The following is a 22,828-nucleotide window of genomic DNA, read 5'->3' on the forward strand; positions in this document are numbered from 1 at the left end:
TCCTACGCAAGCTTTGGAAAGGTAGCAACTTTATCGCGCTGCTGGCTTTCCGCGCTTCGCGGAACTATCTGCTTTAGGTCGCTAATGAAGCACTCCTGCCAGTGGTTAATATCGTTTTTCACGATAACGTCCAGCATCTCTGCATGACGGGAAATACGTTCCGCCAGCGACATAGTCAATGCACGATCCAGCGCAGCTGCAACTTCGTCACGATCGTAGGGGTTAACAATTAACGCCGACGTTAACTCGTTTGCCGCTCCCGCAAATTGCGAAAGAACAAGAACGCCCGGGTTGGCTGGGTCCTGAGCGGCAACATACTCTTTTGCTACCAAGTTCATCCCGTCACGCAGTGGCGTCACTAAGCCCACGTCAGAGTAGCGGAATATTTTCATCAGTAATTTACGGTCAAAATGCTGATTCAAATAATAAAGCGGCGTCCAGCCTAATTGCCCGTATTTACCATTAATTCGTCCAGCTTCATTTTCGAGCTGATGACGAATATCCTGATAGGCTTGCACATCACCACGCGACGTTGGTGCAATCTGGGTATAACGAATTTTACCATGATGCTGCGGATATTTTTCCAGCAACGCTTCATAGGCGAGAAAACGCTCCGGCAAACCTTTGGAATAATCCAGCCGTTCGACAGAAAAGATATTTTGTACGTTTTTCAGTTCCGCTTTAAGTTGCGCCAGTTTTGGCGGCAGTGGTCCGGCAGCCTGTTTCGCTATTTCATTCGGTTCAATGCCGATCGGGTAAACTTCCGTTCGAAACGCTTTGCCCCACGCCGTATGGCTTTTTGCGCTACGCGTCGTGACGCGGGTCAGGTTAGAAAGGCAATCCAGGAACGCCAGACGATCGTTTTCTGTCTGGAAACCCAGCAAATCATAATCACAAAGCTGTTCAAGCAAGGTGTCATATGTCGGCAGCGCGTTGAAGATTTCCGGTGTCGGGAAAGGAATATGCAGAAAGAAACCAATGCGATTATTCACTCCCCGTTTGCGTAATTCATGCGCAAATGGCAACAGGTGATAATCGTGGATCCAGATAATGTCATCGTCTTGCAACAGCGGCAGTAATTTATCTGCCAGCAACGCATTTACGCGTAGATAGCCGTCCCAGGCAGGACGCTGAAATTGCACCAGATCGAGCCGATAATGAAAAGCAGGCCAGAGAACGGCATTGGAGAATTGGTTGTAGTATTCGTCAAGGTCCTGTTCGCTGAGGTTAAAAGAGGCCCACGTAATGTTACCCTTTTTCACCTTTTTTAGCGGCTGATCCTCATTCCCTGTTTCGCCACTCCAGCCAAACCACAGTCCACCTGCGGCTTTCAGTGCCCCCAGAATGCCAACGGCAAGGCCACCGGCACTGGCGGCGTGCTCATCTGGTGGTGCAATCCGGTTAGATACTACGACTAAACGACTCATAGTCATCACTCCTGTTATTTTCTCTTTTTTGTTGTAATGCGGTGGTTATCATTTCAAGCCAGCTCCAGACATCCGGTACGCCCGCCAGTCGCCATGATGCCTGAGTTGCGCCTGTGCCAATTTTTACTGACATTCCGCCCAGCCGGTTAACGACAGCGAAGCCAGATTCATCGGTTAAATCATCGCCCAGAAATACCGGCGTTCGCCCGATAAAGGGAGCTTCCTGCATAAAGGCAGCAATCGCCTCACCTTTACTGGTGCCTCGCGGTTTGATCTCGACAACACACTTTCCCTGCTGTAACGCCATTTGTGGCCAGATCTGAGTAATACGTTGCGCTAATGTCATTAATGCGTCTTCATGCTGCGGAGCCTGACGATAATGCAGCGCAAAGGCCATCCCTTTCGTCTCCAGCTCCGCACCGGGAAACTGGGCGATAGCCGTATGCAGTTGCACGCTAATATCACGTGCAATCGCATCCGGCAGATGAACGATATGCGTTTTACCATTGATGTCACGGCGCTCCGCCCCATGCACGCCCGCTAATGGGAAGCGATAAGGTTTTGCCAGTGCGTCAAGCTCCACCATTGAGCGCCCTGATATCAATGCCAATGCACCATCACTTGCGGTTGCCAGTAGCTGAAGTCCTTGCAGAATATTGTCAGGCACGACGACCTGATCGGGATGCGGTTTGATTTCCGCCAGCGTTCCATCGAGATCAAAAAACCAGGCATATTTCGCGGATAGTTCAGGGGTTTCGGTTAACGGTTCTGTCACCCGGTTCTCCTCCTTCTCTTTTCTTATTGTGTTGCGCAGAACGCGCTTTACAGACATGTAAGTATAGACAGTGTGACGGGGGTCGCCATTTGTAACGAAGAACAGCCAACCGTTGTGGCGGCTGGCTGTGGTGGGAAAAAACGTTAAATTGTTGTGGAAAAAAGCATCAGACAGTGCGTTTCGCTTTTTGCTTGTAACGGTCGAAGATCACCGCTGCCAGCAGGATTAAGCCGCGAACCACGTATTGCGCGAAAGGAGAAATATTAAGCAGGTTCATGGCGTTTTCCACGGTGCCTAAAATTAAGATACCCGCCACCACATATGAGATTTTTCCGATGCCACCTTTCAGAGAAACGCCACCTAAAACGCAGGCGGAGATAACAATCAGCTCATAACCAATCGACGTCATTGGCTGCCCACTGGTCATACGTGAAGCGAGAATAATTCCGGCTATCGCTGATACCAGGCCAGAGAGAACAAAGATAATAATTTTGGTGCGAACAACCGGTACACCCGCCAGACGCGCGGCCTCTTCGTTCCCGCCAATCGCCAGGGTATTACGACCAAAGGTGGTTTTATTCAGCAGCAAACCAAAGATAATCAGACACGCGACGGTGAGCCAGATTGGCGCAGGCAGACCGAACCAGTTGGCGTAACCAAGGGCAAAGAAGCTTTCATCTTCGATACCGACCGCTTTACCGTCTGAAATGATGTACGCCAGACCTCGAACAATCTGCATCGTTGCCAGTGTCGTGATCAGAGCATTTATTTTCAGTTTGGCGATAACAAAGCCATTGACCAGGCCACAGAGAACGCCCAGCAACAAACCCGCTGCCACGCCAATCCACAGGCTTTCAGTCAGGTTGATAACCACCGCCGTGGTGACACCCGCACAGGCAATTACGGAGGCGACAGAAAGGTCAAAGTCACCGGAAGCAAGGCAGAACAACATGCCACACGCCACCATCCCCGACATGGAAATTGCCAGGCCCAACCCTTTCATATTAATGAAGGTGGCAAAATTTGGGACAAAAATGGCACAGGCGATAAAAAGGACCGCAAACACCACCAGCATGCCGTACTGATCCCAGATACGCCCAAAGCTGAATGACGACTTAGGTGCGCCAGAACCCGATGTAGAAACAGAAGACATCATACTCTCCTTACTCAGGCAACTGCCTGGCTGACTTTAGGCATCGCAAGGCTCAGTGCCTGACGCTCATCTGCCTGCTCGTGTAACAATTCACCGGCGATTTCGCCTTCCCGCATCACCACAATTCGGTCGGCAACGCCGAGGACTTCAGGTAAGTCGCTGGAGGCAAACAGCACCGCCACACCCTGCGCCGCCAGCGCATAAATCACGTTATATATTTCGTGCTTAGCACCAACATCAATGCCGCGCGTAGGTTCATCCAGCAAAATGACCTTCATCTCTTCCGATAACCAGCGGCCCAGAATGGCTTTTTGCTGATTTCCACCTGAGAGATTCATAATCAGTTGCTCAGCGCCCGGCGTTTTGATGTTGAGCGAACGAATGTGGTGATCGGCATTGTTTTCTTCCCAACCGTTGTTGATTACACAACCGCCGAGCACATGTTTGCGTCTGGCACTGATGTTGATATTGTCGCGAACGGAGTGCACAGGAATAATGCCTTCCGCTTTGCGATCTTCCGGGCAGAGCATCATGCCTGCGGTAATAGCGTGGCTCGGTTTACGAATATCGATCGGCTGTTGGTCGATATAAACCTGACCGGCGGTGATTTGCGTACCGCCAAACATGCCTTTCATTAATTCGCTACGCCCTGCCCCGACCAGACCAAACAGACCGACAATTTCTCCACTGCGAACCGCCAGACTTATTGGCGTACGCACGCCTGGTGCTTTCACAGCATCAAGACGCAGGCGCTCCTCGCCATAACTACGCGGTTGCCAGCCGTAGATATCGCCGATGTCGCGCCCGACCATCGCCTGCACCAGGGCGTCGTGGTCAACCTGCTGCATATCAGTAAAGGTTTTGACATAACGCCCATCTTTAAAGACGGTGATGGCATCGCTGAGGGCAAATATTTCTTCCATACGGTGAGAAACGTATAAGATCACCCGCCCCTCTTTTCGCAGTTCACGAATAACGCGGAAAAGATTGTCGATTTCACGGGCAGAGAGGGAGCTGGTTGGCTCATCAAAGGCGATAATTTTGGCGTTACGCGCCAGCGCTTTGGCGATTTCAACCATCTGCCACTGACCAATGGAGAGATATTTCAGCGGCGTGTCCGGGTCAATATCCATACCAAGATGTTTAAGTTGTAAACCCGCCTCATAATTCAGCAATGAGCGATTCACAATGCCGCCTTTATGCGGCAGCTGGCCGAGATAGATGTTTTCCGCGACGGTCATTTCCGGCACGAGATGCAGTTCCTGGTAAATAATCGCCACACCCGCGTTAAGTGCTGCGGTCGTGTCGGAAAAGGACATTTCCTGCCCATTAATCACTACAGAACCCGTGGTTGGCGCATAGTTGCCGCTGAGGATTTTTAAGAGAGTTGATTTTCCTGCGCCATTTTCACCCATCAACGCATGAACCTGACCGGCATAGCAATCAAAACTAATATCCGTCAGCGCCTTAACGCCGGGAAACGTTTTACCGATGCCGCGAAATGAGAGATACGGGGTAGACTGTTGCATAACGTCTCCGTGAATCACTGGTCGTTCACACCCCCTCTGCATCATGCAGAGGGGAATTTTTCCGGCAAATTACTTACCGCCTAAACCTTTTTTCTCCAGTTCTTCTTTAAAGTTGTCACGCGTGATCAATACCACGTCGGTAACTTCGGTAAATTTTGGCGGTTCAACGTCTTTTGCTACCCAGTTGTAAAGCATTTCGCTGGATTTATAGCCATGTACGTCCGGGCTTGGCAGCAGGGAACCGTAGAAGCCGGTTGCCTGTGCCTTAGACAGTTCGCTCACCGCATCCACACCGTTAATACCGATACCGATGATATCGGCCGCTTTAAAGCCCTGACCTTCCGTCGCGCGTACGCCGCCAAGTACGGTGCTGTCGTTCATACCGACGATCAGCCAATGTTTAACTTCCGGATGTTGAACCAGCATTGAGTTGGCAGCGTCAAATGCCCCCGGGATGTCGTTAGATTTGGTAGGTACCTGATAAATTTGTTTTTCCGGGAATCCTGCAGCTTTCAGCGCATCCATAGAACCCGTTGTACGGCGACGTGCCGTATCCAGTTCGTTGGCGGTAATCGCCATCACCGCGCTTTCTTTGACATCCCAGCCACGTTTCTGCATCTCTTTATACAGTTCCTGACCCTGACGTTCGCCAATTTTAGTCGCCGCCATCATCACCAGCGGAACGGTATCCATTGGCTTACCTTTGGCGTTAACAAACTGGTCATCCACGGCAATGACTTTCATATCGTAGCCACGCGCTTTCGCGACGATGGCAGAGCCGAGTTTGGGGTCCGGAGTACAAATAACGAAACCTTTTGCGCCACTGGCAGCCAGGCTGTCGATCGCGTTCAATGTTTTTTCGCCATCCGGCACGGCAATCTTAATAACCTCAAACCCTAAATCCTTCCCGGCTTTATCGGCAAACTTCCATTCGGTCTGAAACCACGGCTCTTCCGGTTGCTTCACCAGGAAACCGAGCTTCAGGTTCTCCGCCATAGCGGATTGTGACATAACGGCTGCCAGACCAATGGCTGCCAGGGCTTTAGTAAATTTGTGCATGGTTCTCTCCAGCTTTAGTGTCGTTTTGTGTAGGGCAAAAACGAATGACATTCGTTAAATTAATCGGAAAACAAAGCATTACCTTTTAACTAAAAGATAAGTGACTGTGTTGACATAGTTTTAGCGAGAAATTAATTCTCCATAGGAGAGCAATATCACATCGCAGAATTACAGTGAGAACGTGCATAAATTTAGCGGGAAAAGACATAAGGGAAAGTCAATTTGTCAGACAAATTGTCGAATGCACAGCAGATTAATCCATAAGATTAGCCTGGAAATCCTTGTTGTCTTTGGTACCCATGCGGGATGTCTTCTTTTTAACCAGTCAATAGGCCGCATTACCTGGCGTTGAGTTTTTGAAATGGTGTAATAACCACAACTCAAAGATGTGGAAAATGCGCGTCATTCATTTCGCCATTAATTATCACTGTGCTCATTAATTAACAGAACACGTATAATGAGAGCCATCTCGCAAAAATGAAAAAACGTTTTATAAAATCATCATTTCATCATGAATCAAAATTAATCGATTAATATCAACAAGATACAAAAATCACTATCATTAAAATTCATTGCAGTCACATTGATTTCATCAATGAAATGTAAAAATATATAAACTTGATGATTTAAGCATTTTCTTATACCCGTTCAGACGTTATTCTTATTTCAGATCATCGTCAGAATTGACTCCACGATCACATTTCGGACCGGCAGAAAGGAATTATTCTGCAAACAGTAATTATGGTGTTTTGATTTATCTTGCACCTCTCCACTTCTGGATATAAGGATATTAGGTATGGCAACCGCTGGAATGCTTCTCAAACTCAACTCTCAAATGAACCGCGAGTTTTACGCATCCAATCTCTACCTTCACCTGAGTAACTGGTGTTCTGAACAGAGTCTGAACGGCACCGCCACTTTCCTTCGCGCCCAGGCACAGAGTAATGTGACCCAAATGATGCGCATGTTTAACTTTATGAAGAGTGTCGGCGCTACCCCCATCGTTAAAGCCATTGATGTTCCCGGTGAAAAACTGAACTCTCTGGAAGAACTGTTCCAAAAAACGATGGAAGAATACGAGCAACGTTCAAGCACGCTGGCGCAGTTAGCCGATGAAGCGAAAGAACTGAATGATGATTCAACCGTCAATTTCCTGCGCGATCTGGAAAAAGAACAGCAGCATGATGGCCTGTTGCTGCAAACCATTCTTGATGAAGTGCGTAGTGCGAAACTTGCGGGTATGTGCCCTGTGCAGACCGATCAACATGTTCTGAATGTCGTGTCGCATCAGCTGCATTGATCATACATCGGCGCTAATGCATTGCGCCGATGAAGTTTTTGAGAAACCGCTGCCTCATCTTTTTGAAGCAGCGGTTTTTTTAATGGGATTCGCCCTGTGGGGTAAACTTGAGTTCAATCAGCGCGATGGCTTTTTGGATTGCCCGCATGGTGACCGGGTCTGCGGCGGCGGGATGGTTAGTAAAGTCGATATTCTTCAGCTGGCTGGACATTTTTTCACGAACTTCAACGGGCGCGATTACATCGAGAACATCCAGAATTTGTTTGATAACCAACTGGCAAGCAACCACATCAGAAACCAGTTCCTGATCGGCATTCAGCGGCTGGGACATCGTAAACTCCTGATAGCATTTTGAAAGCCGTTATAGTAGCGGCTTCACATCTTCAGCGATAGTCACATCCACCGTCATCAGGACACAAAAAAACCTGCCGGAGCAGGTTTTTTGTTATCGGAACATATTGCCTGGCGGTACGTCTTTGAACGTCTTGCAATAGTTATTGAACATACTTTTCAGGATTTTGCGCAGTTTCATCGCGGCACTCCGACCATTTGTTATACAGGTGTTATTGTCTTTGCGCTTATAATATGACAATCATCACAAAAATCAATCTTTATGTGATGCAAATCACATAAATACCCCTTTGATGTTATAAAAATGATAATCAAAAAGCAGCTACCCCATTTCTGACACCTACAGATGGCAAGAAATAGCGCCTGCCAGGCGTCTTTTCCGGCCATTGTCGCAGCGCTGTAACGCGTAAAATAGTGCTTTCTTTTACTCTTCTGGCTGGACCATGAGACTTCTGATTCTGACTCTTTCATTAATAACGCTGGCGGGATGTACGGTTACTCGCCAGGCCCATGTGAGCGAAGTTGACGCGGCAACAGGTATTGTACGGTTGGTTTATGACCAGGCTTTTTTGCAGCATGCCCATACCGATCGTTATGTCAGTCGCGGGATCGCCGATCGCGCATGCCAGCAGGAAGGCTATACCCACGCGATCCCCTTTGGTCAGCCAGTAGGCAACTGTAGCCTTTTTGCGGGTTCCTTATGTTTGAATACGGAATTCACTTTGTCATATCAGTGCCATCATTCCGCCTTCCCTGTCTTTCTCTAAATATTTTAATCAGCGAGGGGATCTTCGCTGATTAAAGAAATAGCGGTAATGCGTTTTATTCCCATTCGTATTTTTAATAAATGAAGTTTATATTTTACCTTTTGCAAATAATAAAATAACAAATTATAGTGACGCCACAGCAACAAATATAATCTTTGTGGAGCACTATCATGCTGAAACCAGAAATGATTGAAAAACTTAATGAGCAGATGAACCTGGAACTGTACTCTTCACTGCTTTATCAGCAAATGAGCGCCTGGTGCAGCTATCATACCTTCGAAGGTGCTGCCGCGTTCCTGCGCCGTCACGCCCAGGAAGAGATGACGCATATGCAGCGTCTGTTTGATTATCTGACTGATACCGGCAATTTACCGCGTATTAATACCGTTGAATCTCCGTTTGCTGAATATTCCTCACTTGATGAATTATTCCAGGAAACCTATAAACACGAACAATTAATCACCCAGAAAATTAACGAACTGGCTCATGCTGCAATGACCAATCAGGACTACCCAACATTTAATTTCCTGCAATGGTATGTTTCTGAGCAGCATGAAGAAGAGAAACTGTTCAAATCGATTATTGATAAATTAAGCCTGGCAGGCAAAAGCGGCGAAGGTCTGTATTTTATCGACAAAGAACTCTCTACCCTCGACACACAAAACTAATGCTCTCAGGCGGCAGGTTTTCTGCCGCCGTTTCAAATCAGTGACGGCAAATCTTACTCTGATCGGTCGAAAAACCGTCTTCCGAAGGTATAAATTTGCCTTTTGCTGCCAGAAACGCTACCAGCTCTCCCGCTGTCATCCCTTCTGCCGAGCAAGTGTGAAAACGTGCCTGTTCACCAAAACGCGCTTTAATCGCAGCTTCCAGACTGGCATGCGTATATTGCTCACCTGATTCAATCATCATATTTAACACTTCATGACCGTGAATAGAGTCCATCGTTCCTCCTCGAAAAAAGGCTAGCGTAGCGATTGCCGCTTACCAAGACTTTGCGCCAGCGCAGGACTGAACGCATTTTATTGTACATTTATATTTACACCATATGTAACGCCGGTTTGACGAACCAGCCGTTATGCCTTAACCTGCGCCGCAGATATCACTCATAAAGATCGTCAGGACAGAAGAAAGCGTGAAAAACAGAACTCTGGGAAGTGTTTTTATCGTGGCGGGAACCACAATTGGCGCAGGCATGCTGGCAATGCCGCTGGCTGCGGCAGGTGTTGGTTTTAGCGTCACGTTAATCTTGTTGATTGGGCTTTGGGCGTTGATGTGCTACACGGCGCTATTACTGCTGGAGGTGTACCAGCATGTCCCGGCAGATACCGGCCTTGGCACGCTGGCAAAACGCTATCTGGGACGCTACGGTCAGTGGCTGACGGGCTTCAGTATGATGTTCTTAATGTATGCTCTAACTGCGGCATACATCAGCGGTGCCGGTGAATTGTTGGCCTCCAGCATCAGCGACTGGACAGGTATTTCAATGTCGGCAACCGCTGGCGTGCTGTTGTTCACTTTTGTTGCCGGTGGCGTGGTTTGTGTCGGGACATCGCTGGTCGATTTGTTTAACCGTTTTCTGTTCAGCGCCAAAATTATTTTTCTGGTGGTGATGCTGGTACTGCTGCTTCCGCATATTCACAAGGTGAATCTTTTAACCCTGCCGTTGCAACAGGGGCTGGCACTATCTGCAATCCCGGTGATTTTTACATCGTTTGGTTTTCACGGTAGCGTGCCGAGTATTGTCAGCTATATGGATGGCAACATTCGTAAGCTACGCTGGGTGTTTATAATCGGTAGTGCGATCCCCCTGGTGGCATATATTTTCTGGCAGGTGGCGACGCTTGGCAGCATTGATTCAACAACCTTTATGGGATTGCTGGCTAATCATGCCGGGTTAAACGGGCTGTTACAGGCGTTACGCGAAATGGTGGCCTCTCCGCATGTTGAGCTGGCGGTGCATTTATTTGCTGATTTAGCCCTCGCCACGTCATTTCTCGGCGTTGCGTTAGGTTTATTTGATTATCTGGCAGATTTGTTTCAGCGTTCAAATACCGTTGGTGGACGATTGCAAACTGGTGCAATTACCTTTCTGCCGCCGTTGGCGTTTGCACTGTTTTATCCACGAGGATTTGTGATGGCGCTGGGTTACGCCGGTGTGGCGCTGGCGGTACTGGCATTGATTATCCCTTCGCTGTTGACCTGGCAAAGCAGAAAGCACAATCCTCAAGCGGGTTACCGGGTCAAAGGTGGTCGTCCGGCGCTGGTGGTGGTGTTTCTCTGTGGTATTGCTGTGATTAGCGTGCAATTTTTGATTGCAGCAGGCTTGTTACCAGAAGTGGGGTGATCAGATAGCCTCAAATTCCTTATTGGGTGCCAGAATTAACGCTGACACCCAATTTGATCTCTTAATGCAGGCAGCACTGCTTAAATTTCTTACCACTACCGCACGGGCAAGGATCATTACGCCCCGGTTTCTCTTCTGCTTTGATCGGTTGCTGAACAGCTTTTTCCTGCGGATGCGCCATCCAGTACGCATGTAGATCAAGCGCCGCCAGTCGAATGGCATCTACGCTCTCTTCAAACGCTTCTGGCGACATCTTCTCTACCCGCTCGAAGTTTTCCTCAGTACCGTGCAGCGCAATCGCCTCCAGCGCTGGTTTTAACGAATCGGGTAACGTTGACCAGTCAGAAAGCGCCACGCCCCGCATATAGCCAAAGCACCACTCCTCAACAATCGTCAGCTCGCTGCCATCGACTTCTCGCAAGCCGAATAACGGCTCAAACTGCTCCGGGAATTCGTTCAGACGCTCTGCGGTATCAGCCATATGCTGAAAAGCCAGGTTCATAAAGCGCGTCATCTCTTTCTCTGACGCCCAGCGTGGCACATAGTCAGCCCCACCCCACACGGCAACCAGCCACTGTGCCGGTTCAATCTCTTGCGGAGAACTCAACACCGCCGTCAATAAACCGTCCAGCTCCGCCACATCAAGAATGGCGTGGTCAGTGTTGTATTTGGTCAGAATATCGTCCAGCCATTCCAACTCACTTTCGTTTAACGGTCCCGTTTTCATACGCTTTTCCTTGTGGATCTCAACTCGCCAGCACCTATCTTACATGTCGGTCCGTAACAGAGATACTTTTTGAGTGGCTTTGCCGGTGATTAAAAATTAAGGAGGGTGTAACGACAAGTTGCAGGCACAAAAAAACCACCCGAAGGTGGTTTCACGACACTGCTTATTGCTTTGATTTTATTCTTATCTTTCCCATGGTACCCGGAGCGGGACTTGAACCCGCACAGCGCGAACGCCGAGGGATTTTAAATCCCTTGTGTCTACCGATTCCACCATCCGGGCTCGGGAAAAAAGTGGAGGCGCGTTCCGGAGTCGAACCGGACTAGACGGATTTGCAATCCGCTACATAACCGCTTTGTTAACGCGCCAAATTCTTCAGGCCTTTCAGCCAGACATCCGCTGACGCCGATGCCTTTTAAACTGGAGCGGGAAACGAGACTCGAACTCGCGACCCCGACCTTGGCAAGGTCGTGCTCTACCAACTGAGCTATTCCCGCATTCATCAAGCAATCAGTTAATCACTTGATTTTATTATCGTCTGGCAATCAGTGCCGCCGTTCGATGCGTTGCATTCTACTTACCTGGCGCGATGAGTCAACGATATTTTTCACCACTTTTGATCGTTTGCTGAAAATTGCGCCGAAACGATCACTGATCAAGCAAATCTGCACGCGCAGCGCTCAAATATTGCAACATTGACCACAGAGTCAGTACCGCAGCCACAAAGAAAAGTGCAATACCGGCGTACTCAACCCAAATATTCGGACGCCACAGCAGCCATGCCAACGCCACCATCTGGGCAGTGGTTTTCACTTTTCCAATCCAGGAGACAGCCACGCTACTGCGTTTACCCAACTCCGCCATCCATTCGCGTAGCGCAGAAATAATAATTTCACGGGCGATCATCGTTGCTGCCGGTAAGGTCACCCACCAGCTGTGGTAATGCTCGGTTACCAGCACCATGGCGATAGCCACGAGAACTTTATCTGCGACAGGGTCAAGGAAAGCACCAAACCGGGTACTCTGATTCCAGCGGCGTGCCAGAAAACCATCGAACCAGTCAGTCACCGCCGCGACGCAGAAAATGAGCGCGGCGGCAAACGGCGACCAGGTGACAGGCAAATAAAAGACCAATACAAAGAATGGGATAAGGATGACACGGAACAGTGTAAGCAACGTAGGGATATTAAATTGCATAATGACGGGTAACTATCTGTTGTCAGTAAGATTACCCCTATGTTGCTACAGAGACATCAATGTTTCAACGACCAGAAGATCTTTTCTGCCAGACCTTGCGAAATACCCGGCACTTTTGCAATTTCCTCGACGCTGGCGTTACGTAAACCTTGCAAACCGCCCATATATTTCAACAACATTTGCCGACGTTTTGGCCCGACGCCTTCAATGGTTTCCAGGGAACTGGTATTTTTGACCTTCGCCCGTTTTTTACGGTGCCCGCCAATCGCGTGATCGTGTGATTCATCGCGAATATGCTGGATAACATGCAGCGCGGGAGAATCTGGCGGCAAACTAAATCCCTCACCTTCCGGCTCAAAGAACAGCGTTTCCAGCCCAGCCTTACGATCTGCTCCTTTGGCAACGCCAAGTAGCAGCGGATGATTTTTATCCCATGAGACATCCAGTTCGGCGAAAACATTTTTCGCCTGCGCAAGCTGGCCTTTGCCGCCGTCAATAAGGATCACATCCGGGATCTTACTGTCGTCGATAGCTTTACCATAACGCCGACGCAGCACCTGATTCATCGCCGCGTAATCATCGCCCGGCGTGATGCCAGTAATGTTATAGCGCCGATACTCCGCACGCAGCGGGCCGTTGGCATCAAACACCACACAGGAAGCGACGGTTTGTTCACCCATGGTATGGCTGATGTCAAAGCACTCCATCCGCTTCACTTCCGGCAATTTCAACACGCTGGCAAGCGCGGTCAGCCGCTGGTGAACGGTAGATTGCTGCGAAAGTTTGCTGGTTAAGGCCGTCGCCGCATTGGTACGCGCGAGTTTCAGATAACGCGCTCTATCGCCACGAGGTTTGGTTTGAACATTAATCTTGCGTCCCGCCAGTTCTGAAAGGGAATCGGCGAGCAGCGTTTTATCGCTAAGATTAAAATCGAGCAGGATCTCACCCGGTAAGGTGCGCATCTGGCTGCCTTGTAAATAGAACTGACCTACGAAGGTTTCCACCACCTCGCTCAGTTCCGTACCGCCAGGCACTTTCGGGAAATAGCTGCGGCTGCCGAGCACTTTGCCCTGACGAATGAACAATACGTGGACACAAGCCATACCCGCATCGAACGCCACTCCAATAACGTCAAGGTCGTCGCCGGTATTGGAAACAAACTGTTTTTCGGTGACACGTCGCACCGCCTGAATTTGGTCGCGAATCCGCGCCGCTTCTTCAAACTCCAGATTCTGGCTGGCAGTTTCCATACGACTAATGAGTTGCGTAAGCACCTGATCATCTTTGCCAGACAAAAACAGGCGCACATACTCGACCTGCTGAGCGTATTCTTCTTCACTCACCAGTCCTTCAACGCACGGCCCCAGACAGCGCCCTATCTGATATTGCAGACACGGACGCGAGCGGTTGCGATAAACACTGTTTTCGCACTGGCGAATGGGGAAAATCTTTTGCAGTAGCGCCAGTGTTTCACGTACGGCATAGCCATTCGGGAACGGGCCGAAATATTCACCTTTGGCATGCTTCGCTCCACGATGCATCGCCAGACGCGGGTGGGTATCGCCACTCAGGAAGATAAAAGGATATGATTTATCATCGCGTAGCAAAACGTTGTAACGCGGCTGATAAAGTTTGATGTAGTTGTGTTCCAGTAACAGCGCTTCGGTTTCTGTATGAGTAACCGTTACATCAATTTGCTGGATCTGGGCGACCAGCGCTTCGGTTTTGCGCGAAGCGAGGTTGCTACGGAAATAGCTGGAAAGCCGTTTTTTCAGGTCTTTCGCTTTGCCGACATAGATAACCGTACCACCAGCATCATACATGCGATAAACGCCTGGCTGGCTGGTTACGGTTTTTAAAAACGCTTTTGCGTCAAACTGATCACTCACTGACTTGATAATGTCTCCGCATTACACAGACCATGGCGAATTGCCAGGTGAGTCAGCTCAACATCGCCATGAATGTTTAGTTTACTGAACATACGATAGCGGTAGCTGTTCACCGTTTTCGGACTGAGATTGAGCTGTTCTGAGATCTCATTGACCTTCTGGCCCTTGGTGATCATCAGCATAATCTGCAATTCACGTTCAGACAAACTGGCAAATGGGCTTTCTGTTTTTTCTGGTTCGATCTGGCTTAACGCCATTTGTTGAGCGATATCAGAAGCAATGTAACGCTGCCCTGAATAGACAGAACGAATCGCACTCACGACTTCCTGCGGAGCCGCGCCTTTGCTGAGGTAGCCCGCAGCTCCGGCCTGCATGACTTTCGCTGGTAAAGGGTTTTCTGTATGGACGGTAAGCATGATGATTTTGACATCAGCTGTGGAACGCGCGATTTTACGCGTCGCCTCAAGACCGCCAATGCCCGGCATACTCATGTCCATTAGCACCACGTCAACGGCATTTGCCCGGCACCATTTAACGGCGTCTTCACCGCACGATGCCTCACCGACGACTTTTATACCCTTTATATCTTCCAGAATGCGTCGTATCCCTGCGCGCACCAGTTCGTGGTCATCAACAAGTAGAACGTTGATCAAAGGAATATCTCCAGAAATAGGGATAACGCTACTGATAGTTAGTCATTCGTATATTAGCGGTTTTTATTGCAACTTTGAAACGTTAAAAATGGTGGGTATTCGATTTTTCTCTCGTTTTTGTCAATTCGATTGTCCACAGTTATGGTCACGCCCGTCACCAACGGCTTCCGGGATCGTTTCACAGTAAGCCCGGCGATGAAATGTGACAAAAATTGACTTTATTCAGCAAAAATGAAAATCAGCCCGCTGAATATGTAACATTAATTAACCCGAACAATACGGGCAAAAAACATTCATGATAAAAATATTTATTGGTCATTATATTAACGTATTTTATAGTACTGTTGATATCACGCTCAAAAAACAACCACTGCTATTTTTAGCAAAGCTTATGGTATACTCCGCCGCCTTAACATTTTTCACCGCAAATTTTCATTGCAACATGACGAGGAAAATAAATGAGTACGCCTGATTTTTCTACTGCCGAGAATAATCAAGAACTGGCAAATGAAGTCTCCTGCCTGAAAGCGATGCTGACGCTGATGCTGCAGGCGATGGGACAAGCTGACGCGGGCCGCGTGATGTTAAAGATGGAAAAACAGCTTGCGCTGATCGAAGACGAAACCCAGGCTGCAGTATTTTCCAAAACGGTTAAGCAAATTAAACAAGCCTACCGTCAGTAATATAAAACCGGCTGAGAGCGTGCCTTTCAGCCGGTTTTTGCATCTGGCACGCAGAACAGAAAAGAGATCAAATTAAGCCAGTAGCGGCCGCGTAACAGGCAACCTGCGTCTTATTCGGTGCATTGATTTTTTTCTGCATGTTTTTCTGATGGAAATTGACCGTATTCTCAGAGATTGACAAAATCATCGCTATCTCTGCTGATGTCTTACCTTCCGCCGTCCATTTCAGAATTTCTTTTTCGCGCTTGCTGAAATTCATCTCTGGCGTCATCACTATTTCATCATTTAAACGCATCAGAGCCATCAGACTTTCGCGCACCAGTAGCTGCATTTTTAATTGCAGTTCATCACTAAGAATGGGTATTTCGCGCGTGCTGCAACGGGAAAAGGACAAAAAGCCCAACGCCCGATTTGGCAGCATTAAATACTGAGTGACACCGCGGCGTAAACCATGTGCGCGCGCAGCTTCCCATAACGGCTGTGCTTCGCTGAATAAGTCATCATTCCACATTAAATGGCCCTGACTAAAGTTTTCAGGGTTCAGCACCGGATCAATTGCGAGAAAATTTTTTGCCTGATAATAACTAACCCACGACTCAGGGTAATTGGTGTAGAAAGCCACTTTAGGTCGCGTGAATGGTACCGGGTGGCGAACACATAACGAATAGTAATCGTACTCCAGCTGCTGAGCCTGAAGCTCTATTTCATGGTAGACCTCTTCTGCGGCCTCCATCCTCTGAAAACGCAACAGCATCGTGCGAAGCCAGCTGAAAAAATCCGTATCCTGCATAGTAAACCGCAACGCCCCTGAGAGTGAGTATCATTTATAATGATAATTCAAACTATCACATAAATAAGATTTATATATAATTTATATTATTCAGGCAATGAATTACTTTTGCAAGCCATCGCATTCTCTTATGTTATTAATGAGTTATGCTGATTTGTTAAGCAGTTTTATCACGTTTGAAATGGCGTCCCGCCCCGACTGGTGAATCGTCGGGGCTGATTTTTTCTTATTATTGCAGCAGAAACTTCTCCAGGAACTGGCGGGTGCGAGGCTGCTGAGGATCAGCAAATAACGCTTTTGCTACCCCCTGCTCGACTATCCGCCCCTGGTCCATAAAAATCGCCCGGTCCGCAACATCCCGGGCAAAGCTCATTTCGTGCGTCACAATCACCATCGTGCGCTTTTCCTGCGCCAGCTGACGAATGGTGTTCAGGACTTCGCCCACCAGCTCTGGATCCAGCGCCGACGTTGGCTCGTCAAACAAAATCACTTCAGGACGCATAGCCAGCGCTCGCGCAATCGCAACGCGCTGCTGTTGACCGCCAGACAAACGACGTGGATAACTGGTTTCTTTACCGGCCAGCCCAACTTTCGCCAGCAGCTCGCGAGCGCGCGCCGTGGCCTCTTCTTTCGGTTCGCCTTTGACGATCACCGGCCCTTCAATAATGTTTTCCAGCACCGTACGATGCGGAAACAGATTAAAGTTCTGGAAGACAAACCCGACGTGCTGACGCAACTGGCGAATCAGCGATTTTTGCTGACTTAATGAACGTGCAGTATCAATAGTGATATCGCCAACGGTGATGGTTCCCGCTTCCGGTTGTTCCAGCAGATTTATGCTGCGTAGCAACGTGGTTTTGCCGGAACCACTCGGACCGATAATTGCCACTACTTCGCCTGGCTTCACCTCAAGGTCGATACCATGCAGCACCGTCTGACCGTGGAATTTTTTCACCAGGTTCTTAACTTCAATGGCACTCATTTGGGTTCTCTCTCCTGGCGATTAAGTTGATTCTCAAAATGGTTCTGCAACGTCGATAACACAGTCGCCATGATCCAGTAGATGAGCGAAGCCGCCAGGTACATGGTGAACACCTCCAGCGTGCGCGAGGTAATCAACTGCGCCTGACGGAACAGCTCCGGCACCTGGATTGTCGCGGCCAGCGACGTATCTTTTACCAGGCTGATAAAGCTGTTCGACAGCGGCGGCAACGCCACCCGCGCCGCCTGTGGCAAAATCGCGCGACGCATGGTCTGCCATGGCGTCATACCAATACTGGCTGCAGCTTCCCACTGACCTTTATCAATAGAAGAAATGGCGGCGCGCAGCGTTTCAGCAGCATAGGCGGCAGTGTTCAGCGACAGACCAATCATTGCTGACGGAATGGGATCTAATTCGATACCAAACTGTGGCAGTCCGTAATAGATCATAAACAGTTGTGCGATGAGCGGCGTACCACGAAAAATAGAGATATAAAAACGCGCCAGCCAGCGCACGGGCCAGATTGGCGACAGGCGCATCAGCGCGAGAATAAACCCGAGCAGTAAGCCAAAAAACATGCCTCCGATACTGAGTTGCAGCGTATACCCAGCCCCTTTCAGCAGGAACGGCAAGGAATCAATAACCAGTTGTATACTTTCTTGCATGAGCGTTCCCGGAGCTAAACGTGGGGATGATAGGCGAACAGCGCAGGCGCACCGCCGGTATGAATAAACAAAATCGGCCCTTCATCTTTGAAGCGTTTCTGACTGATACCGTCAATCAGCCCCGCCATCGCTTTTCCGGTATACACAGGATCAAGCAGAATGCCTTCCAGCCTCGCCAGCAATTTCACTGCTTCCATGCCTTCGTCGTTCGGCACGCCGTAGCCAGGTGCAAAATAGTCATCCCAGAGTAAAATTTCCGCTGATGCGGTCAGCTCCAGTTCTTTCGCAATCGCCTGTTGGAGGTTAACCACTTTCGGCAATTGATCGGCAACTGAACGCGACACAGTCACGCCAATCAGTTCGCTTTCAGGCATCAGCTGTTCCAGCCCAACAGCCAGTCCGGCGTGAGTTCCGGCACTGCCCGATGCGACCACCACCGACGAAATATTAACCGCCACTTCACACTGTTGCGCGATTTCCAGCGCACTCTCCACATAACCCAGCGCGCCCAAAGCATTAGAACCGCCAACCGGAATGACATACGGGCGAAAGCCTTGTGCTTCGACTCGCGTCGCCAGCTCTTCCAGTTGGGCATTGGGATCGGTCAGTGCGTCGCACATTTCAATCTGGGTATTGAACAGATCCAGCAACAAACGATTGCCGTTGGTTAAATAGTTTTCCGCGGTTGTACCAATAGGATTTTCCAGCAGCGCCACGCAGTGCAGACCGAGTTTCGCAGCGACTGCGGCAGTCTGGCGCACATGGTTAGACTGGATCGCCCCGGCAGTAATCAGCGTATCGGCACCTTCACGCAGAGCATCTGCCGCGAGAAATTCCAGCTTACGTAATTTATTGCCGCCCATTGCCATGGGAGTGACGTCATCCCGTTTGATGAAAATTTCCCGTCCAAGATAATCAGAAAAGCGCGGCAGATATTCGAGCGGCGTTGGCGCGCCAATAAACTCCAGCCGTGGAAAACGGGTTAAATTATGCAGTGGCATAACAGCCTCCGATGTGTGTTGTTGTGATTTTCTTATTATGCACGCTGAAAACGCGTAAATAAAAAAGGCGCTAGTGAAAGCGCCCTTTTTTGTCATTATGCTGATTATTTGGTCACATCAGCACCAAACCATTTTTCGGAAAGGGCTTGCAAAGTGCCATCTTTTTGCATTTCCGCAATTGCATCATTCACCGCTTTCAGCAGGTCTTCATTTCCTTTACGCAGCGCCACGCCAGACTCCTGACGAGAGAATGCTTCACCGGTTACTGCCAGCGTATCGTTGGTTTTCTTCACCAGATCCAGCGCCGCCAGACGATCAACGAGGATCGCATCGATACGGCCTACGCGCAGATCCTGATATTTGGTCGGGTCATCATCATAGGTACGCACATCGACGCCCTGAACATTCTGACGCAGCCACTCTTCATAGTTGGTGCCCAGACCGACACCCACTTTTTTGCCTTTCAGATCATCAGCCGTTTTAATGGTGCCTTCGTTGCCTTTTTTCACCAGCGCCTGAATACCAGAAATGGTGTACGGGGTAGAGAAATCGTATTTTTTCTTGCGCTCGTCAGAAATGGTGACCTGGTTAATCACCACATCAATGCGTTTAGAGTCCAGCGACGCCAGCATACCGTCCCATTTGGTCGGTTTTAGTGACGCCTCAACGCCAAGATGTTTTGCCAGTTGTTGGGCAAATTCCACTTCAAAACCGGTTAATTTGCCGTCATCCCCCTGAAAACTGAACGGCGGATAAGTTCCTTCCAGCCCTACCAGCAGCGTGCCGCGCTCTTTGACTTTATTAAGCAGACCTTCATCTGCAAAACTTTTAACGCTCATACCCGCAACCAGCGCCACGGCCATCACACCCATCAATGCCTGACGTCCCAGATGTGCTAATTTCATATTCACCCCGAATGTTGTTATGTCTGTTTGCAGTGTAGAGCCATTGTTTGTAAACACAAAAACAACTCCGCTACATCTTATTCTTATTTAATATATATCAGAAGCAGGCAGGCTGGAGGATTTCTGCACAAGTCCGGTACACGTTTGACGCTGATAGTGTTGATACTTCCGTAACGCGATGCGGTAATTGTTGGTGCTGGTGGAGGGCAGCCACGGGGCGAGGATTTCATCGAGGAAACCGTCCTGCAGCTGATCGAGGGAAATATTTTGCTCGTGTAGATGATTCCCCAAACGGCGCAGACGAACGACATATTCACGCACCGTACCAGGGCTCATTTCAGTTTGCTCAAAAAGAAATTGCTTAAAGCCGATAATATCGAAAAAATCACTCTGCGTTTTGCAATGTAAATCACCGCAAAATCGGCACAATGCCGCCCATGATTGTTGTTCCACTTGCCAGCCATTTTCATCAAGCAGCGTGTCCAGGCGGGAAATCTCGATTTTATTCACTATTTTGCCGTCGCGAACGAGGGTAATGCGATCGAGTAATTTACGGCAATGCGCGCAATGGGTCTGGCTGTGTTTAAAGTCTTTAAGATAGCGGCTTAATGGCCGTCTTTTCAGGTGCTGCACCATCATTAAGAACTCCTGGTAGTCAAAATTAAAGTGCGGCATTTACTGACGTTATAACTTACCCAGTTTAGTGCGTAACCGTTTAATAGCCTGGCTGTGTAACTGACTGACCCGCGATTCCCCGACCTCCAGCACCGCACCAATCTCTTTGAGATTCAGCTCTTCCTGATAATAGAGGGTTAATACCAGTTTTTCGCGCTCCGGCAACGTTTCGATGGCTTCCATCACCCGCTGGCGCAGATTATTGTCCAGCAGTTGTTGTAGCGGGTTTTCTCGCTGATGATCATCAGTAACCAGTTCGATGCTATCGCCGTGCTCTTCGCGCCACTCATCGTAGGAGAAGAGCTGGCTGTTATTGGTGTCGAGCAACATTTGGCGATAATCGGCAATATCGATCCCTAAACGTTCCGCTACCTCAGTTTCCGTGGCGTTGCGGCCAAGTTCCTGCTCCAGTTGCCCTATTGCCTGTGCCACTTCACGCGCGTTGCGTCGCACGCTGCGCGGCACCCAGTCACGGCTGCGAAGTTCATCCAGCATAGCGCCACGGATACGCTGCACTGCGTAAGTTGTAAATGCCGTTCCTTGTAGGGCGTCATAGCGTTCGACGGCATTAAGTAACCCAATGCCGCCCGCCTGTAGCAGATCGTCAAGTTCCACGCTCGCGGGCAGTCGAACCTGCAGGCGCAATGCTTCGTGACGCACCAGCGGGACATAACGCTGCCACAGCGAGTGTTTATCCATTACACCTTCAGCGGTATAGAGTGAATTCACGATAAACAGCCCTGCGTTATATGAGTTATCGGCATGATTATCCGTTTCTGCAGGGTTTTTAATCGGACGATTAGTGGGTGAAATGAGGGGTTATTTGGGGGTTACCGGTAAATTGCGGGCAGAAAAAACCCCGCCGTTGGCGGGGTCAGGCAGGTTAAGGCCATTAGCCTTGTAACAGAGACAGAACTTGCTGCGGTACCTGGTTGGCTTTAGACAGCACGGAGTTGCCCGCCTGCTGGATAATCTGCGCTTTCGACATGTTGGACACTTCGGTCGCATAGTCGGCGTCCTGAATACGGGACTGCGCTTCAGACAGGTTGGTGGTGGTGTTGTTCAGGTTGGTGACCGCAGAATCCAGACGGTTTTGAACGGCACCGAGGGAGGAGCGGAATTTGTCGACTTTAGCGATTGCGGCATCCAGTGCTTTTAACGGATCGGCTGTAGCGGCTCCCGCCACTTCCGCTGCACCAACAGTTACCGCCGCCGCCGTACCGGTAATGACTACAGTGGCTTCCATGTATTTACCGGTTGCAGAATCAACGACCGCATATTTAGTACTGTTAGACGCGGTGTCAGTGTAAGACAGTAAATTGACTTGTTTACCCCCAGCATCCTTGACATCCGCAGCAGCAATTGCTGTACCATCAGCAGCCGTCAGTTTCGCCGCGCTGAAATCCGCCATGCCGGACACGGTAAATCCTTTCAGATTCAAAGTGGTACTGTCGATTTGTTGCAAGCCAATGCTGATCGTCTGGTTATCATTGGCACCAATCTGAATCTTCATCGAATCGTTTTTCGACAGCACGTTCACACCGTTGAACTGGGTCTGACCAGATACACGGTCAATTTCATCAAGACGGGATTTGATTTCGTCCTGAATAGAAGACAGGTCGGAATCAGAGTTCGTGCCGGTAGAGGCCTGAACGGTCAGTTCACGAATACGCTGCAAGTTGTTGTTAATCTCTGACAGCGCGCCTTCAGCCGTCTGCGCCAGAGAAATACCGTCGTTGGCGTTACGTGCGGCCTGAGTCAGACCTTTGATGTTAGAAGTAAAGCGGTTAGCAATCGCCTGGCCCGCGGCGTCATCTTTAGCGCTGTTAATACGCAGACCAGAAGAGAGGCGCTCGATAGAAGTCGACAGCGCAGACTGGTTTTTGTTGATGTTGTTCTGAGTGATCAGCGAGAGGCTGTTGGTATTAATGACTTGTGCCATAATTCATTTTC

26 protein-coding genes and 3 tRNA genes are annotated in these 22,828 nt (G+C 49.2%); 6 read left to right on the forward strand and 23 right to left on the reverse strand.

Annotated elements, in window-relative coordinates; translation table 11 throughout:
• Positions 1-2 precede the first annotated feature (2 nt).
• The 5 genes from otsA to araF all read right to left on the reverse strand — a co-directional run bounded on the left by otsA (position 3) and on the right by araF (position 5,943).
• On the reverse strand, positions 3-1,427 hold the full coding sequence (gene otsA, locus G434_RS19345; protein WP_001309560.1) for an alpha,alpha-trehalose-phosphate synthase: 1,425 nt from the start codon (positions 1,425-1,427) through the stop codon (positions 3-5).
• Complete coding sequence (gene otsB, locus G434_RS19340; protein ID WP_001309561.1) at positions 1,402-2,202, reverse strand: trehalose-phosphatase; 801 nt, start codon at positions 2,200-2,202, stop codon at positions 1,402-1,404. The genes otsA and otsB overlap by 26 nt, the downstream gene beginning before the upstream one ends.
• Positions 2,203-2,368: 166 nt before the next feature.
• Positions 2,369-3,355: an arabinose ABC transporter permease AraH gene (gene araH / locus G434_RS19335; protein WP_000100205.1), complete on the reverse strand. Its 987-nt coding sequence runs from the start codon at positions 3,353-3,355 to the stop codon at positions 2,369-2,371.
• Between the two features lie 14 nt (positions 3,356-3,369).
• Entirely contained in the window at positions 3,370-4,884 is a 1,515-nt protein-coding gene (gene araG, locus G434_RS19330) for an arabinose ABC transporter ATP-binding protein AraG (RefSeq protein WP_001187822.1), read from the reverse strand.
• Between the two features lie 69 nt (positions 4,885-4,953).
• Positions 4,954-5,943, reverse strand: coding sequence for an arabinose ABC transporter substrate-binding protein AraF (gene araF / locus G434_RS19325; protein WP_000548675.1), 990 nt, complete (start codon positions 5,941-5,943; stop codon positions 4,954-4,956).
• A gap of 796 nt (positions 5,944-6,739) precedes the next feature.
• On the opposite strand from araF, the gene G434_RS19320 reads away from it, so the two are divergent.
• Positions 6,740-7,243, forward strand: a complete 504-nt coding sequence (locus tag G434_RS19320) for a non-heme ferritin-like protein (protein WP_000179469.1) — start codon at positions 6,740-6,742, stop codon at positions 7,241-7,243.
• Between the two features lie 79 nt (positions 7,244-7,322).
• Here G434_RS19320 and yecJ read toward each other — a convergent pair whose 3' ends face one another.
• Together yecJ and azuC are read right to left on the reverse strand one after the other, a co-directional pair.
• Positions 7,323-7,574, reverse strand: coding sequence for a DUF2766 family protein YecJ (gene yecJ, locus G434_RS19315; RefSeq protein ID WP_000082127.1), 252 nt, complete (start codon positions 7,572-7,574; stop codon positions 7,323-7,325).
• A 114-nt stretch (positions 7,575-7,688) separates the two neighbouring features.
• Entirely contained in the window at positions 7,689-7,775 is an 87-nt protein-coding gene (gene azuC / locus G434_RS28960) for a stress response protein AzuC (protein ID WP_010723106.1), read from the reverse strand.
• 262 nt (positions 7,776-8,037) lie between these two features.
• Here azuC and G434_RS19310 point away from each other — a divergent pair, with 262 nt between their 5' ends.
• The gene (locus G434_RS19310) at positions 8,038-8,361 is read left to right on the forward strand and encodes a YecR-like family lipoprotein (protein ID WP_001237866.1); all 324 of its coding nucleotides are present in this window, start codon (positions 8,038-8,040) and stop codon (positions 8,359-8,361) included.
• Between the two features lie 170 nt (positions 8,362-8,531).
• Positions 8,532-9,029, forward strand: coding sequence for a non-heme ferritin (ftnA, locus tag G434_RS19305; RefSeq protein ID WP_000917208.1), 498 nt, complete (start codon positions 8,532-8,534; stop codon positions 9,027-9,029).
• 37 nt (positions 9,030-9,066) lie between these two features.
• Here ftnA and G434_RS19300 read toward each other — a convergent pair whose 3' ends face one another.
• Positions 9,067-9,306: a YecH family metal-binding protein gene (locus tag G434_RS19300; RefSeq protein WP_000377223.1), complete on the reverse strand. Its 240-nt coding sequence runs from the start codon at positions 9,304-9,306 to the stop codon at positions 9,067-9,069.
• A 190-nt stretch (positions 9,307-9,496) separates the two neighbouring features.
• On the opposite strand from G434_RS19300, the gene tyrP reads away from it, so the two are divergent.
• Entirely contained in the window at positions 9,497-10,708 is a 1,212-nt protein-coding gene (gene tyrP, locus G434_RS19295; RefSeq protein ID WP_000797561.1) for a tyrosine transporter TyrP, read from the forward strand.
• Between the two features lie 61 nt (positions 10,709-10,769).
• Here tyrP and yecA read toward each other — a convergent pair whose 3' ends face one another.
• The 7 genes from yecA to uvrY form a co-directional block, all read right to left on the reverse strand.
• Positions 10,770-11,435, reverse strand: coding sequence for a UPF0149 family protein YecA (gene yecA, locus G434_RS19290; protein ID WP_000847882.1), 666 nt, complete (start codon positions 11,433-11,435; stop codon positions 10,770-10,772).
• Between the two features lie 195 nt (positions 11,436-11,630).
• Positions 11,631-11,717, reverse strand: a tRNA-Leu gene (locus G434_RS19285).
• A 12-nt stretch (positions 11,718-11,729) separates the two neighbouring features.
• Positions 11,730-11,803, reverse strand: a tRNA-Cys gene (locus tag G434_RS19280).
• 53 nt (positions 11,804-11,856) lie between these two features.
• Positions 11,857-11,932, reverse strand: a tRNA-Gly gene (locus tag G434_RS19275).
• A gap of 151 nt (positions 11,933-12,083) precedes the next feature.
• Positions 12,084-12,632 carry a CDP-diacylglycerol--glycerol-3-phosphate 3-phosphatidyltransferase gene (gene pgsA, locus G434_RS19270; RefSeq protein WP_001160187.1) on the reverse strand — a complete coding sequence of 183 codons (549 nt, stop codon included), beginning with the start codon at positions 12,630-12,632 and terminating at the stop codon, positions 12,084-12,086.
• 56 nt (positions 12,633-12,688) lie between these two features.
• Positions 12,689-14,521, reverse strand: a complete 1,833-nt coding sequence (uvrC, locus tag G434_RS19265) for an excinuclease ABC subunit UvrC (protein WP_001283421.1) — start codon at positions 14,519-14,521, stop codon at positions 12,689-12,691.
• Positions 14,518-15,174 (reverse strand): UvrY/SirA/GacA family response regulator transcription factor, encoded by a 657-nt coding sequence (uvrY, locus tag G434_RS19260; RefSeq protein WP_000611328.1) that lies wholly within the window; start codon positions 15,172-15,174, stop codon positions 14,518-14,520. Before uvrY ends, uvrC begins: the two co-directional genes overlap by 4 nt.
• 295 nt (positions 15,175-15,469) lie before the next feature.
• Here uvrY and yecU point away from each other — a divergent pair, with 295 nt between their 5' ends.
• Together yecU and yecF are read left to right on the forward strand one after the other, a co-directional pair.
• Entirely contained in the window at positions 15,470-15,646 is a 177-nt protein-coding gene (gene yecU / locus G434_RS29655) for a protein YecU (RefSeq protein ID WP_001307856.1), read from the forward strand.
• Entirely contained in the window at positions 15,633-15,857 is a 225-nt protein-coding gene (gene yecF, locus G434_RS19255) for a DUF2594 family protein YecF (RefSeq protein WP_000106474.1), read from the forward strand. The genes yecU and yecF overlap by 14 nt, the downstream gene beginning before the upstream one ends.
• 67 nt (positions 15,858-15,924) lie before the next feature.
• Here the strand turns inward: yecF and sdiA are convergent, their stop codons facing one another.
• From sdiA to G434_RS19215, 8 genes are all read right to left on the reverse strand, one after another.
• The gene (gene sdiA / locus G434_RS19250; protein ID WP_001154255.1) at positions 15,925-16,647 is read right to left on the reverse strand and encodes a quorum-sensing transcriptional regulator SdiA; all 723 of its coding nucleotides are present in this window, start codon (positions 16,645-16,647) and stop codon (positions 15,925-15,927) included.
• A 229-nt stretch (positions 16,648-16,876) separates the two neighbouring features.
• Complete coding sequence (gene tcyN, locus G434_RS19245) at positions 16,877-17,629, reverse strand: L-cystine ABC transporter ATP-binding protein TcyN (RefSeq protein ID WP_001273000.1); 753 nt, start codon at positions 17,627-17,629, stop codon at positions 16,877-16,879.
• Positions 17,626-18,294, reverse strand: coding sequence for a cystine ABC transporter permease (tcyL, locus tag G434_RS19240; protein WP_001158220.1), 669 nt, complete (start codon positions 18,292-18,294; stop codon positions 17,626-17,628). The genes tcyN and tcyL overlap by 4 nt, the downstream gene beginning before the upstream one ends.
• A gap of 14 nt (positions 18,295-18,308) precedes the next feature.
• On the reverse strand, positions 18,309-19,295 hold the full coding sequence (gene dcyD / locus G434_RS19235) for a D-cysteine desulfhydrase (protein WP_001128232.1): 987 nt from the start codon (positions 19,293-19,295) through the stop codon (positions 18,309-18,311).
• A gap of 104 nt (positions 19,296-19,399) precedes the next feature.
• Positions 19,400-20,200 (reverse strand): cystine ABC transporter substrate-binding protein, encoded by an 801-nt coding sequence (gene tcyJ, locus G434_RS19230; protein ID WP_001296168.1) that lies wholly within the window; start codon positions 20,198-20,200, stop codon positions 19,400-19,402.
• A gap of 87 nt (positions 20,201-20,287) precedes the next feature.
• Positions 20,288-20,839: a flagella biosynthesis regulatory protein FliZ gene (gene fliZ / locus G434_RS19225; RefSeq protein ID WP_001296169.1), complete on the reverse strand. Its 552-nt coding sequence runs from the start codon at positions 20,837-20,839 to the stop codon at positions 20,288-20,290.
• Positions 20,840-20,884: 45 nt separating this feature from the next.
• Positions 20,885-21,604, reverse strand: a complete 720-nt coding sequence (gene fliA / locus G434_RS19220; protein ID WP_001087463.1) for an RNA polymerase sigma factor FliA — start codon at positions 21,602-21,604, stop codon at positions 20,885-20,887.
• Between the two features lie 163 nt (positions 21,605-21,767).
• Positions 21,768-22,817 (reverse strand): flagellin FliC, encoded by a 1,050-nt coding sequence (locus G434_RS19215; RefSeq protein WP_000079759.1) that lies wholly within the window; start codon positions 22,815-22,817, stop codon positions 21,768-21,770.
• Between the last annotated feature and the right edge of the window lie 11 nt (positions 22,818-22,828).

The organism is Escherichia sp. KTE172 (assembly GCF_000408845.1).
Taxonomy (GTDB): Bacteria; Pseudomonadota; Gammaproteobacteria; order Enterobacterales; family Enterobacteriaceae; genus Escherichia; species Escherichia coli.